The sequence below is a fragment of the Brachyspira pilosicoli genome, assembly GCF_008016535.1.
In the GTDB taxonomy this organism is placed as follows: domain Bacteria; phylum Spirochaetota; class Brachyspiria; order Brachyspirales; family Brachyspiraceae; genus Brachyspira; species Brachyspira pilosicoli_A.
Map to the genome: position 1 here is coordinate 15,553 of NZ_SAXY01000012.1, position 18,510 is coordinate 34,062.

Genomic DNA, 18,510 nt, shown 5'->3' on the forward strand with positions numbered 1-18,510 from the left:
CAATTATAATTTGTCAAAAATTAAAATTGTATTTTGTTTTATATCTGGGGCTTTGCCCCAGACCCCACTTCTTTTGTTGCCACAAAGAAGCAAAAAGGCTATTTTTTAGTTAAAATATATATTTTATCCTATATTTTAAGGATTATTAGTATGATTTAATACTAATTTTATATTTGCACTTTTTGGTTCTTTTTGCGGCGGGAAAAAGAACAACAAAAAAAATTGACAAACTTAAGAATTTTTAGTATATACTGCCAATAGCCATTTAATTATAAAACACTTGAAATAATAACAAAATATTATATTATTATATTGTTTATAATGCAGAATTATTTTTTGGGGTAGCTATGATAAATATAGAGAATATCACTAAAAAATATAAAAACAATATAGTTTTAAAATCTGTTTCTTTAAACATAGAACAAGGCGAATTTGTATCAATAATAGGTTCAAGCGGCTGCGGCAAAACTACTCTCCTAAAAATGATAAATAGATTAATAAAACCTACAAGCGGTAAGATATATATAAATAACGAAAACATATACGATAAAGATCCAATAAAACTTAGAAGAAATATAGGTTATGTTATACAACAAACAGGCTTATTTCCTCATATGACTATAAAAGAAAACATAGAAATCATACCAAAAATTGAAAAAATAAAAACAGATGATATATACAAAAAAACTTTAGAATTAATGGAGATGGTTTCATTAAATCCTGAAGAGTATTTAGATAGATATCCTTATGAATTAAGCGGCGGACAACAGCAAAGAGTTGGAGTTGCTAGGGCATTTGCAAATAATCCAGATATTATACTTATGGATGAACCTTTTAGTGCTTTAGATCCTATTACAAGAAATGATTTACAAAATGAACTTTTGAATATGCAATCTAAACTAAAAAAAACTATAGTATTTGTTACACATGATATGGATGAAGCTATAAAATTATCAGATAAAATATGCTTAATGAAAGATGGTGAAATATTACAATATGATATACCTGAAAAAATATTAAAAGAACCTGCAAATGAATATGTAGAATCTTTTGTTGGTAAAAACAAGATTTGGGATAATCCTGAATATATAAGAGCTAAAAATATAATGCTTGCTATAGAAGATAATATAAAAGATAATGATAGTAATATAACTAAAATATTTAAACATATCACTAATGCTTATAAATATAGAGATTCTATAAAAATTAAAGAAGAAGAAAATATATCAACAATATTACAAATATTTGATGAAACTAAAAAAGAGAGTTTATATGTAATAGATGATAAAAATAAAGTAATAGGGATAATCACTAAAGATGAATTAGTTTATATTTTAAACAAAAAGTTCCTTTATGATAAAGAAAAAAGTGAGGTATAATATTGAAAATAGTATTTGAATTTTTAAATTACATACTAGAACAAAGAAATGAAATATTAACTTTACTAATACAGCATATTAGATTAACTGTATTTTCTGTATTACTTGCAATAGTTTTAGGGGTACCATTAGGAATATTAGTTAAATATGTGCAAAAGTTAAACAAGCCAATTTTAGGTTTTGCTAATATAGTTCAAGCTATACCTAGCATGGCATTATTAGGAATAGCTATACCATTGTTAGGTATAGGTTCTGCCCCTGCTATAGCTATGGTAATACTCTATTCACTTCTGCCTATAATAAAAAATACATACACTGGCCTTTCAAACATAAGCCCGCAAATAATGGAAGCTGCTAAAGGAATTGGACTCACAAAAATGCAAAGACTATTTAAAATACAAATACCTTTATCACTTCCTGTAATAATGGCAGGTATAAGAGTATCAGCTGTTACTGCTGTCGGACTAATGACTATAGCGGCATATATCGGTGCTGGAGGTTTAGGTTATTTGGTATTTTCTGGAATAAGAACTATAAACAATTTTCAAATACTTGCCGGAGCTATTCCTGCATGTTTATTAGCTTTATTTGTAGATTATATATTTTCTATTATAGAGAGATTAGTAACACCTATTAGCTTGCAAACTAATACTTTAATCAATACAAGAGAAATATATTTACAAAGAAAAAAAGAGAAAAAAATAATATATACTGTCGTTCTTGTAATAATATTAATTGCATCATTACAGATAATAAATAATAACAAAAAAAATATCAAAACTATAACTGTAGGTTCATTAATGTTTACAGAACAGCTTATTTTGGGCAATATGATATCTGATTTAATAGAAAGTAATACCGATATAAAAGTTAACCGAAAATTAGCTTTAGGAGGAACACAGATAGTATTTGGGGCATTAGAAAGAGGAGATATAGATTTATATGTAGATTATACTGGAACTATGTATTCTAGTGTGCTTAAATATACTCCAACAAATGATGTTCAATTTGTTTATGATACTGTAAAAAAAGAATTAAAAGAGAAGAATAAAATAGAAGTATTAGAGCCTTTTTATTTCAATAATACTTATGTGCTTGCCATAAGAGAAGATACAAAAAAAAGGTATAATCTCAAAAATATAAGTGACTTAAGAATAGCTGATAACAGATTAAATTTTTGCGGTACTATAGAGTTTATGAATAGAAAAGACGGAATTATAGGCCTTACTAATCTTTATTCATTAAACTTTAAATCATATACAGCAATAGATGATGCTCCTAGATACATAGCCATTAATAATAAAGAAGTAGATATAATAACTGCATTCTCTACTGACGGATTACTTAAAAAGTTTTCTCTTGTTACATTAAAAGATGATAAAAACTTATTCCCGCCATATTATCCTGTACCATTAATGCGTGAAAGCACATTAAAAAAATATAAAGAATTAAGAGGGTTATTAAATAGATTGGGCGTATTATTAAATGAAAATATTATGATAGAATTAAACTATCAAGTAGATGAGTTACAAAAAGACCCTAGAATAGTTGCTAGAGAGTTTCTTATAAAAAATAATCTAATAAAGGAATAATAAAATCAATGAAAAAAAGAGTTCTTATACTTGGTGCTACAGGTTCTATAGGAGTAAATACTTGCTCGGTAATAGAACATTTTTATAATGACTTTGAAATAGTAGGAATTACTACAAATACAAAAATTGATGTTTTAAAAGAAGAATGTATAAAATTCAAGCCAAAATATGTGCATATATCTTCTCAGGAAGCATTAGAGAATTTCAAAAAATTTAATATCAATGTTAACATTCATGAAGGAAGCATAGCTGATTTCGTAAAAGATATTGATTTTGATATACTAGTAAATGCTTTAGTAGGATATTCTGGTTTTCTTCCAACAATAGAAGCAATAAAAAAATCTAAAGTTGTAGCATTAGCAAATAAAGAAACATTAGTTGTAGGGGGAGATATAATTAATGATTTATTAAAAAAACATAATGCTAAATTAGTACCTATAGACAGCGAACATTCTGCAATCTTTCAAATATTAAATCATTTTAAAAATGTACCAATATCCAAAGTAATAATAACAGCATCTGGAGGACCTTTCTTTAGAACTCCAAAAGAAGAGTTAAAAAATGTTACAGTAGAAATGGCATTAAAACACCCAACTTGGAATATGGGCGGAAAAATTACAATAGATAGTGCCACTATGATGAATAAGGGTTTTGAAGTAATAGAAGCCCATCATTTATTTAATTTAGATTATGAGAAAATAGAAACTATAATACACCCTCAAAGTTTGATACATTCTATGGTTGAGTTTGTAGATGGAGAGATTTATGCTCAGATTGGTAAAAATGATATGCGTCTTCCCATACAACATGCCCTCACCTACCCAGAAGTAAAAAATACACCTTTTGAAAAATTAAAACTTTATGAACATAGCGAGATTAATTTTTATAAGATGGATTTTAATAAATTTATTATGCTTAAACTTGCATATGAGTGCGGTAAAAAAGGAGGCTTATATCCTTGCATATTAAACGCTGCTAATGAAGTATGCGTGTATTCTTTTTTGGAGAGAAAAATAAGATTTACAGAAATATTTGATATAGTAGAAAGAATGGTAAAAATAAATGTTGATCACATACCGCTTACTGTAGAAAATATTATAAAAATTGACAATGAAACAAGAAAAGAAACTTTAAAATTAATAGAAACTATAAAACATATGTGAGCAAATTATGAAAGAAAAAATAATAATTGGGTTTTCAAAATTAATAATATTTAGAGAAATATTGAAAACAAAAACTATAAAAAAATTAATAAAGTTATTAAAATATAATTCTAATGATTATACAGAAACAACATATTTGTATTATGATTTTTTAAATGAACTTTATAATAACAATGATAATATAGGGGACTATTTATTAGAATATATATTTAGAGATGATAACATATATATAAAAAAGATTTTATTAAAACAAAATATAAATAAAAATATAGAAAATGCTTTAAAAGAAGAATTAGATTTTTTTAGTTATTTATCTGAAATTAATTTTTCTGATATTTATAATAATTTAGCAGAGTTAGAAACAAAAAAAATTGATTTTTATAATATATATTCTACTCATATAAAAGAAATTAACAAAAAAGGATACGGCATATTTTATAATAGCAATATGTTCACACTTGATGAAAGAAACAATATAATAAAAGCAGAACATCAAGACAATCAAAATATCAAACAACTATATGGCTATGATAGAGAAAGAGAGAAAGTAATACAAAATACTAGAGTCTTATTAGAAGGCAAGAAGGCAAATAACATACTTCTTTATGGAGATGCTGGTACTGGTAAAAGCAGCACTATAAAAGCAGTTGCAAATATGTTTAGAGATGAAGGTTTAAGGCTTATTGAAGTTAAAAAAACTCAATTATCATTTATCACAGATATAATACAAAAATTGAGTTTAAGTCCTCTTAAATTTATAATATTCATAGATGATTTAACTTTTTCTTCAAATGATGATAGTTTCTCATATTTAAAAGCTGTACTTGAAGGCGGAGTAAACTCTTTTCCGCAGAATATAGTAGTCTATGTTACTTCAAATTACAGGCATTTAATAAAAGAAAACTTTAATGACAGAACAGGCGATGATATACATTTGGAAGACACCATTCAGCAGATAATGAGTTTAACAAATAGATTTGGTATAGTTATAACCTTCCAAAGACCAGATAGGGATTTATTTATAGATATAGTATTATCGTATGCCAAAGACAATAATATACAAATAGATAAAGAAGAGCTTATAAAACAAGCTGAAAGCTATGCTATAAGAAGTGCTGGAAGAAGCCCAAGAGCGGCAAAGCAGTTTATAGAAACATTAATATTATAAAACTATTTTTCTATATATCTATAAACTTTTAATTTGTCATTGCCTACAATGAGTTTAGCATCATTAGGTAAATTATTTAATATATCATCATAAGGTTTTGATTTGCCTGTAGTTTTTAGCCTCACATTATCTATTTCATAATATATAAAGTAAGTTAATTTTGAATTATCATCTCTACTCCAATCCAAATTTGGAAAATAAGCTAACCGCATATTATCAAAATAATTTTCATCATATGGTAGTATTTTAAATGGTTTTCCTCCAGCATCTTTGGATATAGCAGTTAATATACTTCTAAATCTTGTTTCTGTATATGGAGCTTCAAATAAATTATAATATCTTGTCATATGTAAAAAACCCATATTGATACTATTTAATGTAAGAAGTATTATAGAAATCAATAATAATTTATTTTTATTATTTAATAATTCATTAAATAATATTATTATAGTTATAAAAGAAAAAGCAAATATACCATATAAATATCTAAATGTACCAGGCACTGATTTAAATGCCACAAATGTCAAACAAGTAACTGGTATAAATAATAAATAAAATATAAAACCTTCTTTTTCAATAATCTTGGCTGTATTTTTAAACTCCATTTTTTTCGACTTAATAAGAAATATTATAGAATATATAAATGCTGATAAAGAAATAACTGCTGTAATTGCTAAAAATACCATACCAATAAAAAAAGTATTTTCAGTAAACCAAAAATATTTTACTGGTGTTGAATTAGTACCATATAAAACAGAAATTTCATTAGTAGGAAAAATAAATATTGAATAAACTTGTGGAAGTCCTTTAAAATAAGAAGATCTTTGCATATTAAGCATTAAATTCATATTAAAGAAACCATTTTTTATCTCTGAAACTAAATAAGGCAAATATGTTAAAAATGCAATAAATACTCCAAGCAAATGAGCCTTAATATATTTAAACGTTCTTTTATATCTAATTATAAGATAAACAATAGTAGTAGGAACAACCGAGAAAAATACTGCTATATGTCCTTGAGCCATTAAAGCCTCTATTGGGAAAATAAACATTGCAGATATAAAAGCTAACTTTTCATCATTATTTGAAACATACTCTGAAAAAACTATCAGTAATATAAAAGAAAGCATTAATGGTATATTAGGATTCCAAAAATCATTAGAAGAAAATATAACATAACCATTTGTAAGAATTAATGCCGATAAAACCGCACAAATATAAAGCGAAAATCTTTTATATATCCAAAATAAAAATAATATTAATATTAAAGCACAAATTATTATGTAAATAATTCTAGCACCAACAATAGATGCCCCACCCAAAGTATAACATAATAAATATAGTATATAATAAAATCCCCCCGGTATTCTGGCATAAGTAGTATTATCACTAACAGATTGAGGATTCATAAGTCTATTACCTACAACAGGTATAGTCTTTGTCTCATAATATTGTTTCATATCATATAAATGATATATTGGGTCTATATAAATAGCAGTTCTATTAAAAGCATAAAAATGTATAAATATCGTAGATATAAATGATACTACAATAGATAAAATTAGTATTTTTTTCATGAAAGCTCTTATAATTTAAACTAAATGGCAAGCACAATAATGACCATTTTCAATCTCTCTAAACTCAGGCACTTTCTCAGCACAAATAGCCTCTGCCTTAGGACATCTTGTTCTAAACTTGCAGCCTGATGGAGGATTGATTGGAGAAGGTATTTCCCCAGAAAGTATTATACGTTGTTTGTTTTTTGCCACTGAAGGCTCTGATATAGGTATAGCAGAAATTAAAGACTGAGTATAAGGGTGAAGCGATTTTGTATATAATGATTCACTGTCTGTAAGCTCAACAATATTACCCAAATACATAACAGCTATTCTTTTGGATATTTGACGAACTACTGCTAAATCATGAGCAATAAATAAGTAAGTAAGCTTCATATCCTGCTGCATATCATAAAGCATATTTATAATCTGAGCCTGAATAGAAACATCTAAAGCAGATACTGGTTCATCGCAAACTATAAACTCTGGATCAACAGCCAAAGCACGAGCTATACCTATACGTTGTCTTTGCCCGCCAGAAAACTCATGCGGATATCTCTGTGCCTGTTCAGCATTAAGCCCAACAAGTTTAAGGAGATTTATTACTTTCTCTCTTCTCTCTGCCTTTGTAGAATAAAGTTTATGTACATCAAGAGCCTCCCCTATTATATCTTCAACAGTCATACGAGGATTAAGTGAAGCATAAGGGTCTTGGAAAATAATTTGCATTCTTTTAGCATACTGCCTATAATTATTTTCATTAACTTCTTCGCCATTAAAAAATATTTTACCGCCTGTAGGTTTATATAGATGAAGTAAAGTTCTTCCAAGTGTAGTTTTACCGCTTCCAGATTCTCCCACAAGTCCAAAAGTTTCTCCTTTATTTATGGTAAAAGATACTCCATCAACGGCTTTCACAGTTTGTATATTTCTTCCAAACAAACCGCCCTTTATTTTAAAATGTTGTTTTAAGTCTTGTATTTCTATTAAAGGTGTCATAATAAACTACTCTCTTTTTTTAATTAGTATTTTAATTAGGCATTTGATGAAGCCAGCAAGCAGAAAAATGCCCTTTCTCAAACTCGGTTCTAGGAGGTTTATTATCTATACAAACCTTCATACATTCTTCGCATCTTGTGCTAAAAGGACAGCCTGCCTTCATATTAAGTAAATCTATAGGAGTTCCTTCTATAGGTATAAGTCTGTCTTGCTTAATATCAATACGAGGCAAAGATTTTAGAAGCCCTAAAGTATAAGGGTGTTTAGGTCTTTCAAATATATCAAATACAGTACCCCTCTCTACTATACTGCCGCCGTACATAACTATAATATCATCAGCCATATCAGCAACAATTCCAAAGTCATGCGTAATGAGTATAACAGCCATATGTATTTTTTTCTGTATATCTTTTATAAGCTCGAGTATCTGTGCCTGTATTGTAACATCTAATGCAGTTGTAGGCTCATCAGCAATAAGTATTTTAGGATCTCCTGCAAGAGCCATAGCTATCATTATACGCTGACGCATACCGCCTGAAAGCTCATGCGGATATTGTTTTATTCTTCTTCTTGGCTCATTAATACCAACTAATGTTAAAAGCTCTACAATTCTTTCTACTGCATCTGTTGTACTTATTTTTTTATGAGTAGTTAAAGCCTCCATAAGCTGATTGCCTATAGTATATACTGGATTTAAACATGTCATGGGGTCTTGGAAAATCATTGATATAGAATCGCCCCTTATTTTCTTTTTTTCATGTTCAGAAAGCTTTATTAAATCAGTACCTTCAAAAAGTATCTCTCCATTAATAATTTTACCGGGCTCTTCTATAAGCCCCATAATAGAATAAGCTGATACACTTTTACCGCTTCCAGACTCCCCAACTATTCCTAACACTTTAGATTTATCTAATTTATAAGAAATATTATTAACAGCCTTAACCTCTCCAAGCGGTGTAAAAAAAGATACGCTTAAATTTTTAACTTCTAGTAAACTTTCCATTAAATACCACCTTTATAGCTTTTTATCTGTTTTTCATTCTAGGATCCAAAGCATCTCTAAGTCCGTCACCCACCAAATTAAAACAAAGTATTATCACACTTATTAAAGCAGCAGGGAAAAGCAACTGATAAGGATAAGAATAAACCCCGCTAACAGCATTTGAAGTTAAAGAGCCAAGTGAAACCATAGGAGCACTTACACCCAAACCTAAGAAACTTAAAAAAGCCTCAACAAATATCGCATTAGGTATCTGAACCATAGCTGATACTATTATTGCACCCATAGCATTAGGTATTAAGTGCTTAAAAATTATTCTGCCATGTGAAGTACCTAAAGCCCTCGCAGCAGTTACAAACTCCTGATTTTTTAATGCTAAAATCTGTCCCCTAGTCATTCTAGCCATATTAGTCCAATAAAGCAAAGATATAACTATAAATATACTAAAAAGTCCGGGACCTAAAAGTCCGATTCCTCTCAAAGATTCGCTTTGTAAAAATAACTTATCCATAGGAGCTTTAAGAACTACAGATAATAATACAACAATCAAAAGTGTAGGCACAGCACTGATAATATCTACTATACGCATCATGATATTATCAAGCATGCCACCAAAATATCCAGATATAGAACCATAAACTATACCTATTATTACAACCAAAGTAGCAGACACTATACCTATTAAAAGAGATATTCTAGCCCCTATCATACAACGCACAAGTAAGTCCCTCCCTAAAGTATCTGTACCAAAAGGGTGTTCTAATGTAGGCAAACTATTTTCTACCCCTCTGTTTATTTGAGCATATTCATATTCTGATATCATAGGTATAAATATAGCAAGAAGTGCTATAATACCTATTATTATAATAGAAACTAAAGCCACTTTATTTTTTTTGAATCTTCTATACGCATCCTGCCAATAAGTTACACTCTCTCTCTTTACCTCTGCAGAAGCCTTTTCTTCTTCGCTTGCCTTTACAAATAATGATTTATCTAAACTATTTTCCATTTATTATTCCTTTTATTAATCTTGAATCTTTATTCTAGGGTCTATAATACCATAAGATAAATCAACTAAAAAATTCATTGCTATTAAAAAAGCACCATAAAATATAGTAACTCCTAATATTGTAGGATAATCTCTTTGTGTTATGCTTTCAACAAAATATCTTCCAAGCCCAGGTATATTAAAAATTTTCTCTACAACAAAAGAACCTGTAAGTATAGCCGCAGCAAGTGGTCCTATATATGTAACAATCGGTATAATAGCATTTCTTAAAGCATGCTTAAATATAATGATGCTTCTTGATATCCCCTTTGCCCTAGCTGTTTTAATATAATCTTGGTGAATAACATCAAGCATAGAACTTCTCATAAGTCTAGCCATAAAACTAAGCGAACTAAAAGATAAAGCAAAACCAGGCATTAAATACTGTCTAAAAGAATCAAACCCATAAGCAGGAAGTATTTTTAATTTAACAGAAAAAATAATTATAGAAACAGTAGCAACAACAAAACTAGGTACTGCTATACCTAAAGTAGCCGCAACCATAACAGCCCTGTCTATTACTTTACCTTGTCTAAGAGCAGCAATTATACCAAATAAAACTCCTATAGTAGTAGATATAAACATACTAAATATTCCAAGTCTAAAAGATACAGGAAAAGCCCTTACTATAGTACCTGATACAGATTGACCTATTTTAGTAAGGGAAGTACCTAAATCTCCTCTAATTGCATTTTTTAGATAGTTTGCATATTGAACTACGAGAGGTTTATCTAAACCATATTTTTTATTTAAATTCTCTAAAGCAACTTTACTAAGCGGCTTCTCTCCAACAAATGGTCCCCCCGGTACCGTATGCATTAAGAAAAAAGTGATAGTTACTATAATAAACAAAGTTAAAATTGATATAAACAATCTCTTTAAAACATAATCAAGCATAAAGTATACCCCAAAATTAATAATACAATTATTAAAGATACGCAATTATATAATAAAAATTTTGTTTAGTCAATTAAAAAAACTGAATAAAATTACATATAAAAAGAGTCATGCATATTCTATTTCTATTAGAGACCTTAAAGCACTTTTAGTTTCATTTAAAAATTTCTGATTAGGATCAACTTTGTAGTTTTCACCTATCTTAAATACTTCAGTACCGCTTTCTGATTTTAGTTTTAAGAAAATAGTATAATCACCTGGGTTTGATGATATAGCATTTTGCAAGCATAATAAATCCATATCATCAAATATATTTTTATTAACATAAAGTGCTAATTGTTTTTTGCCTGTATTAGTATTTTTTATAATATTGTTATTATTTTCTTTTTTTATTATAGGGGAAGCTTTAGTATTTTCATTAGACGGTTTAGGTATTTTATTTTCTGTTACTAAAGTTTCTGCATTGTCTCCTCTTTTTATTTCCCTTTTTACTTCTTTTAAAACATTCTTTTTATCATTAAGAACACTATCTAAATCTTCTATCTCTAATATGTTATTATATATCTTGCCAGAAAACTTATTTTTATCTCTTTTACCTCTTATAAGTATGCCCATATTTTCATCAAGTAAATCTCTATACTTATCTACTTTTGTAGTAATATAAAAAGTATTCTCTGTAAACAAATCCATAACTTTTAATATAAGCATAGGGCTATTTTTCTTTGTAGTACCCTCTGATATATTCATCAAAATTGCTGGTATAGAAAACTCATATTTATCTTCAAGTTCTTCTAATTCAAGTAAATTATTAAAATACTTATAATCAATCTTTGTAATATATCTTGCAAAAGGATGATATCTCAAAGAAAAACCTAAAACTTCTTTTTCATTTTCCATTAAAATATTATTAGCATATTCAACTTGCTTTTCTATCACCAAAGAAGCACTTCCTGTGTCATCTTCAGACATAGAATCAAAAAGCATAGTTTGTCCTGATAATGTTTCTTTTTGATAATTAGAAGCATGAGCAAGTATTGCATCAAGCGAAGCAAGTAATGCACTTTCAGTATGTCCGAACTCAGAGAAGGCTCCGCATTTTATGAGTGTTTCATATACTTTTCTATTAACCAAATGAACATCTACACGTTTTACAAAATCTTCTAAATTTTTAAATTGTCCATTATTTTCTCTCTCTTCCTGTATAGCTAAAGCAGCCTGAAGACCTACACCTTTAACAGCATGTAAAGCATAAACTATCTTTCCATTTTTTTGAGAGAATAAAGCATCACTTTCAAAAACACTAGCAGTAACGACCTCTATATTTTTTTGTTTGATTTCGTTTAAATATAATGCTATCTTATCAGTATCAGCTATCACAGTATTAAGCAAAGCTACATAATATTCCATTGGGTAATGAGCTTTAATATAAGCTTCCTGATAAGCTATTAAAGCATAACAAACAGAGTGAGATTTATTAAAACCATACTCAGCAAAACCTTTCATTGTATCAAAAAGATAATTTAACAATTCTTCATCATATCCTCTTTCAAGTCCGCCTTTAATGAATTTCTCTTCCATAGAGTTCATTTTATCTGCTATTTTTTTACCCATAGCCTTTCTTAAATCATCAGCTTCAGCAGCAGTAAAACCTCCTATAACTCTGCTTATAGCCATAATCTGCTCTTGATATATGAGTACGCCCTGACTTTCTTTAAGTATAGGCTCTAAATCTGGGTGTTTGTATACTATCTCTTTTCTTTTGTTTTTTCTGTCTGCATAATCTTTATCCATTCCAGAGTTTAAAGGACCAGGACGATATAATGCCACACTTGATACTAAGTCATCAAACCCCGTAGGCTGAATATTTATAAGCATCTGACGCATACCTGGACTTTCAAACTGAAAAACTCCTCCTGTATCAGCTTTTCTAAATATATCATAAACAGCTTCATCATCTAAAGGAAGTTTGTCTATATCTATTTCAACGCCATATCTCTCTTTTATATCTTTTATAGCATCTTTTATGAGTCTTAAGTTTTTAATACCCAAAAAGTCCATCTTTATAAGACCAGCACTTTCAACATAAGTCATCTCATATTGACAAGCTCTAGTACCTGTTTTTGAGTCCTGATAAACTGGTGCTAAATCAGCTATAGGATGAGAAGATATAATAACACCCGCAGCATGGAGCCCAACATTGCGAACTAATCCATCAAGCCTCATAGATATTTCATACATATTCTTTAATTCTCTGTTTCCTTCTATTTCTTTCACTAAAGCAGCACAATCAGGATGATCATATATATCTACAACTCTCTTTATATCATTAGGTATACCTTTAGCAAGTCTATCAGCAGTAGCTAAATCTATACCCATTACGCGGCATACATCTCTTATAACAGAACGTCCACCCAAAGCTCCAAAAGTAGCTATTTGAGAAACATTATCCTTACCATATTTTTTTGTTACATAATCTATGACAACTTCTCTTTTATCATCTTGAAAGTCAACGTCTATATCAGGCATGCTTTTTCTTTCTGGATTTAAAAATCTCTCAAAAAGCAAATTATAATCAAGCGGATTAACTTTAGTAATCCCTGTAGCAAATGCAACTATTGAACCTGCCGCACTTCCACGACCAGGTCCTACCGCAACATCATTATTTCTTGCATAGTTAATAAAGTCTTGAACTACTAAAAAATATCCTTCAAAACCCATCTTAGCTATAACACCAAGCTCCATCTCAAGTCTGTCCATAGCCTCTTTTGGTATATTGTTATTATAATACTTATTAAGACCATCTATACACATTTTTCTTAATGCTGTAGTTTCTGTTTCTCCATTAGGAAGCTCATAATTTGGCATATAATAAGTTTTTGTCATTATATTTAAATCTTTGCATTGCTCTGCAATTTTTACTGTGTTTTCAAAAGCTTTTGGAAGTTTTGCAAAAGATTTTTTCATTTCTTCTTCTGTTTTTAAATGAAACTCGTTACTTGGAAACTTATATCTTCTTGGCATGTCTAAAGTAGCTTTAGTTTGTATTGCTAAAAGTATTTCATGAGCCTTAGCATCTTCTTTAGATACGTAATGAACATCATTTGTAACTACTAATTCTATATTATGATGATTTGCTAATTTATATAATGCACTATTTAATGTTTTCTCTTCTGCTAAACCATGATCTTGTAATTCTATATAAAAATCTTCTCCAAATATAGATTTATAATATTCAGCTAATTTTGAAGCTTGTTTATAATCTTTTTTTCTTATAGCAATAGGAATCTCTCCGCCCATACAAGCAGACAAACAAATTAAGCCTTTATTGTATTTTTCTATTAATTCATGATCAACTCTTGGTCTATAATAAAAACCTTCAGTATATCCAAAAGTTACTAATTTGCATAAATTGTTATAACCCTCTTTATCCTTAGCAAGAAGCACTAAATGCATAGCACTTTTTTCTTCAGAGTTATCTAATTTTTTGTCAAATCTTGTTTTTGGAGCAACATATACTTCGCATCCTATTATAGGTATAATTCCTTTATCTTTAGCCTCAGAAAAAAACTCCATAGCTCCAAACATATTACCATGGTCTGTCATAGCTATAGCAGGCATATCTAATTCTTTTGCCCTATCTATTAAACCGGGTATAAGCCTTTTAGTTTTATCCTTTTTAGAATATAATGATTTAATACGAGCAGCTCCGTCAAGTATAGAATACTGAGTATGTACATGCAAGTGAACAAATGACATAAAATTATACCTCTAATTTTCTAAATCTTATTTTATACCTAATTATGTTAAATATCAAGTTAAAAATCGATTTAAAAACAATATTATATACACTATAAATATTTACGGTAAAATATACAATAAATTTAATATATAGTATATAAAAAAACTGTTATTTAAACTTATATACTTAAATATATTTTGCTATACTAGTTTTTTTATTGTTTCAGCTACCCTATTTAATTTACAAAACTATAAATTTATTAAAAAACACCTCCCCCGCACGGTGAGCGTATTTACACAAATATAACATTTTTTATCACACATTTTTTCTCTAATATTTGATTAGTTTAACGTGCGGCTGATTATATATATTTTATTTTTCATTTAATCTTTACTATATTTTTATATTGATAATTTTACAGTAAATGTTATAATTATTTGAATATATTTCTATAAGGATAAAAATCTATGGCTTTAAAAAAGAATAATGAGAATAGTGAAGAGAGAAAATATTCTACACTAACAAAAGATATTTTAAAAAGAGTTGATCATATTTCTATAGAAAATGAATTAAAAGAGTCTTATTTAAATTACGCTATGAGTGTTATAGTGTCAAGGGCTTTGCCTGATGTAAGAGATGGACTTAAGCCTGTGCATAGAAGAATACTTTATGCAATGTATGATGCTAATTTAACACATGATAAACCATATAAGAAATCTGCTGCTACCGTGGGTGAAGTGTTGGCACGTTATCACCCTCACGGAGATGCTGCTGTTTATGGCACTATGGTGAGAATGGCACAAGATTTTTCTATGCGTTATTTGCTTGTAGACGGACAAGGTAACTTTGGTTCTGTGGACGATGACCCTCCTGCTGCTATGCGTTATACTGAAGCGAGAATGACTAAATTCGCAGAAGAGATGCTAAACGACATAGAAAAAGAAACTGTTAAATTTGTACCAAACTTTGATGATTCTAGAACAGAGCCTTCTGTGCTTCCTGCAACAGTGCCTCAGCTTTTAGTTAATGGTAGTATGGGTATTGCTATTGGTATGGCTACTAATATGCCTCCTCATAACTTGAAAGAGGTTGTTAATGCTGTTATTTACTATATAGACCATCAAGACGCTGAAATTAAAGATTTGATGCGTTATATACAAGGTCCTGACTTCCCTACTGCTGGAATTATATACGGCAAAGAGGGCATTAAAGAGGCTTATACTACTGGTAAAGGAAGAATAAAATTAAGAGCAAGGCTTGAAATAGAAGAGACAAAAAAAGACAGAGAGGCTATTGTTGTAAAAGAGCTTCCTTATGGTGTTGTAAAGACCACTTTGCATGAGAAGATTGCTGAATTAGTAAAACAAGGCAAAATTGAGGGAGTTGCTGATATTAGAGATGAATCAAGCAATAGATCTGGAATTAGGCTTATAATAGAGCTTAAAAAGGGTGTTGCTACTCAGATAGTATTAAATCAGCTTTGGAAGCATACAGATTTAGAAATTACTTTTGGTATTATAAACCTTGCTTTGGTTAATGGCGAGCCTAAAGTATTAAACTTAAAAGAGCTTATAAAATATTTTGTTGATCATAGAGTTGAAGTAATAACAAAAAGAACAGAATATGATTTAAATCAAGCTAAAGCGAAGGCACATATATTAGAAGGGTTATTAATAGCTCAGGCTAATATTGAAGAGGTTATAAGAATTATTAGGCAGAGCGAAAACACAGAAGCTGCAAGAAACACTTTAATGAGTAAGTTTAAGCTATCAGAAAAACAGGCTCAAGCTATACTCGATATGCCTCTTAAACGTTTAACTGCTTTAGAAAAACTCAAAATAGAACAAGAATTACAACAGTTAAGAGAGTTTATTGCTTATTGTGAAGACTTGCTTGCTCATCCGGAAAAAATACTTGCTGTTATTAAAGATGAACTTAAAAACATAGCAGAAAAATACGGAGATGACAGAAGAAGCGAGATAATAGGCAAAACTAATGATACTGAAATTGATGAAGAAGATTTGATTCATGATGAAGATGTGGCAGTATCTATCACTACTCAAGGCTTTATTAAAAGAGTACCTGCTTCAAGCTATCGTACGCAAGGAAGAGGCGGAGTAGGAGTACAGGGCGGTAAATCTCAAGGCGAACATTATATAGAACATTTATTCGTTGCTTCTACCAAAGATTATTTATTTATATTCACAGACAGAGGTAAGGCTTTCTGGATGAAGGTGCATGAGATTCCTGCTCTCACAAAAACTTCACAGGGTAAGAGCATAAAGTTTATACTCAATTTGGCACCAGATGAAAAGATTACAAGCTACTTTACAGTATCTGAGTTTAACCCTAAACAATCAATTATAATGGTTACTAAGATGGGTACTATTAAGAAGATGGAGCTTAAACATTTGGAGAATGCTAAGAAGAGGGGTATACTTGCTTTAACATTAGAGAATAATGATGAGCTTATAGGGGTATCTGCTGTTGAAAGCGGCGATGACTTTATTATGACTACTGCTTCTGGGCTTGCTTTGAGGATAAATGAACAGAAAGTGAGAAATATGGGACGTGCTGCTTCCGGAGTTAAGGGTATTAGTTTAGACGACAATGATGTTTGTGTATCTGGAAACGGCATACATAAAGGTGAATCATTAATAGTGATTACAGAAAACGGCATAGGCAAAAGACTTTCTTCTAAGCAGTTTAATGCTAAAGGAAGAGGCGGTAAAGGACAGATTTATATTAAGCCAGACAACAAAACAGGAAATGTAGTCAGCGTAAAAACTGTAGGCGACAAAGATGAGATAATGGTTGTTACTACAGATGACATGACTATAAAGATAAAGGCTGATTCTATACCAGAGTTAGGAAGAAACGCTAAGGGTGTAAAAATAGTTAATATTTCTGACGGTGCTAAGGTAAGCGATTTGGCAGTAGTGCCTGCATATACCGAAAACAAATAAATAAAAATTATATTATTAAGCCTGTATTTTTAATACAGGCTTTTTTATGTTTGATGATTACTCTAAAAAGTAAATATAAGTAAAAAATATAAAAATATAGTAAAAAAAGAGAAAATTTATAAAAAATTAGTAAAAAAACATTAATTTTTTATAAAAAATAGTAAAATAAACTTTACAAATAGTATTCTTTTGTGTTATAATATATATAAACAACAATGAAAGGGGAGAAAATCCTATGAAAAAATTTTTATTAATAATATCTATTATATCAATGGCAGCAATTTCTTGTGCTAATAAAGATAATGCTGGCGGTGCTACAGAGAGTTTAGTTACTAAAAATATACCTAGTTTAAACAAATCTCAGAAAACTGGTACAGCTAATACTCAAAGTAGTGTTTCTCTTTCAGTATCAGCTCAGGCAACTGCTCCAGCAGCTGGAACTCTTGAATTAAAAGAAACTACAGATACTGGTACTGGAACAACTTATAGTGTTTTAGAAAGACTTTATTCTACAACTTGGTATCAATCTGAAGAAGATTATGATGATGGTAAATTAGAAACAAATGAAACTTTTATTTTCTTTAATGAGAATTCAGAAGTAGTTGAAAGAGAATATGAAAATGGTGTATTAGACGGAAGAGATGAATATTCTGCATTAACTTGGATTGCAGATATTGCATTAGCATCAGGATCATCAGATTTAGAAAATTTATCTGGTGAAAGAAGTAGAAATGCTTGTATAGTTAGAAATACTGAGATGGATGATGATAGAGATACTGAATATGAAGCTTATTATTTAGCAGATGAAAATAATTTATACGTTGTTGATGGTAAAACTAAAGAAGATGTATCAGCTAATTTGCAAAAATTAATAAGAAATATTGCAAACAACTCTCCTAGAACTTATGGCGATAAATATGTGTTATCTGTAAAACAAAAATGATTTACTTTTATAAATAGTTTTAGAGGCTTAAGCGGTATTGATTACCCTTAAGCCTTTTTA

The 18,510-nt window shown here is 29.4% G+C and carries 12 protein-coding genes; 6 read left to right on the forward strand and 6 right to left on the reverse strand.

Going from position 1 to position 18,510, the window contains the following annotated elements; translation table 11 throughout:
• The first annotated feature begins 347 nt into the window (after nt 1-347).
• Genes EPJ72_RS01525 through EPJ72_RS01540 form a run of 4 tightly spaced genes read left to right on the forward strand, consistent with a single transcriptional unit; the run spans nt 348 to nt 5,302 of the window.
• Nucleotides 348-1,379, forward strand: coding sequence for an ABC transporter ATP-binding protein (locus EPJ72_RS01525; protein WP_147730510.1), 1,032 nt, complete (start codon nt 348-350; stop codon nt 1,377-1,379).
• Nucleotides 1,380-1,381: 2 nt separating this feature from the next.
• A complete protein-coding gene (locus tag EPJ72_RS01530; RefSeq protein ID WP_147730511.1) occupies nt 1,382-2,971 on the forward strand; it encodes an ABC transporter permease/substrate-binding protein in 1,590 nt (529 codons plus the stop codon).
• A gap of 8 nt (nt 2,972-2,979) precedes the next feature.
• The gene (gene dxr, locus EPJ72_RS01535; protein ID WP_147730512.1) at nt 2,980-4,134 is read left to right on the forward strand and encodes a 1-deoxy-D-xylulose-5-phosphate reductoisomerase; all 1,155 of its coding nucleotides are present in this window, start codon (nt 2,980-2,982) and stop codon (nt 4,132-4,134) included.
• Nucleotides 4,135-4,141: 7 nt separating this feature from the next.
• Complete coding sequence (locus EPJ72_RS01540) at nt 4,142-5,302, forward strand: ATP-binding protein (RefSeq protein ID WP_147730513.1); 1,161 nt, start codon at nt 4,142-4,144, stop codon at nt 5,300-5,302.
• A gap of 2 nt (nt 5,303-5,304) precedes the next feature.
• On the opposite strand, the gene EPJ72_RS01545 is transcribed toward EPJ72_RS01540, so the two are convergent.
• From EPJ72_RS01545 to dnaE, 6 genes are all read right to left on the reverse strand, one after another.
• On the reverse strand, nt 5,305-6,879 hold the full coding sequence (locus EPJ72_RS01545) for a hypothetical protein (protein WP_147730514.1): 1,575 nt from the start codon (nt 6,877-6,879) through the stop codon (nt 5,305-5,307).
• A 15-nt stretch (nt 6,880-6,894) separates the two neighbouring features.
• Nucleotides 6,895-7,857 carry an ABC transporter ATP-binding protein gene (locus tag EPJ72_RS01550; RefSeq protein ID WP_147730515.1) on the reverse strand — a complete coding sequence of 321 codons (963 nt, stop codon included), beginning with the start codon at nt 7,855-7,857 and terminating at the stop codon, nt 6,895-6,897.
• A gap of 31 nt (nt 7,858-7,888) precedes the next feature.
• Nucleotides 7,889-8,860 (reverse strand): ABC transporter ATP-binding protein, encoded by a 972-nt coding sequence (locus EPJ72_RS01555; protein ID WP_147730516.1) that lies wholly within the window; start codon nt 8,858-8,860, stop codon nt 7,889-7,891.
• Between the two features lie 22 nt (nt 8,861-8,882).
• On the reverse strand, nt 8,883-9,866 hold the full coding sequence (locus tag EPJ72_RS01560) for an ABC transporter permease (RefSeq protein WP_147730517.1): 984 nt from the start codon (nt 9,864-9,866) through the stop codon (nt 8,883-8,885).
• Nucleotides 9,867-9,881: 15 nt separating this feature from the next.
• On the reverse strand, nt 9,882-10,802 hold the full coding sequence (locus EPJ72_RS01565; RefSeq protein WP_147730518.1) for an ABC transporter permease: 921 nt from the start codon (nt 10,800-10,802) through the stop codon (nt 9,882-9,884).
• 108 nt (nt 10,803-10,910) lie between these two features.
• Nucleotides 10,911-14,558: a DNA polymerase III subunit alpha gene (gene dnaE / locus EPJ72_RS01570; RefSeq protein WP_147730519.1), complete on the reverse strand. Its 3,648-nt coding sequence runs from the start codon at nt 14,556-14,558 to the stop codon at nt 10,911-10,913.
• A gap of 450 nt (nt 14,559-15,008) precedes the next feature.
• Here dnaE and gyrA point away from each other — a divergent pair, with 450 nt between their 5' ends.
• Both gyrA and EPJ72_RS01580 read left to right on the forward strand, forming a co-directional pair.
• Nucleotides 15,009-17,507, forward strand: coding sequence for a DNA gyrase subunit A (gene gyrA, locus EPJ72_RS01575; RefSeq protein ID WP_147730520.1), 2,499 nt, complete (start codon nt 15,009-15,011; stop codon nt 17,505-17,507).
• Nucleotides 17,508-17,742: 235 nt separating this feature from the next.
• The gene (locus EPJ72_RS01580) at nt 17,743-18,450 is read left to right on the forward strand and encodes a hypothetical protein (RefSeq protein ID WP_147730521.1); all 708 of its coding nucleotides are present in this window, start codon (nt 17,743-17,745) and stop codon (nt 18,448-18,450) included.
• Nucleotides 18,451-18,510 lie beyond the last annotated feature (60 nt).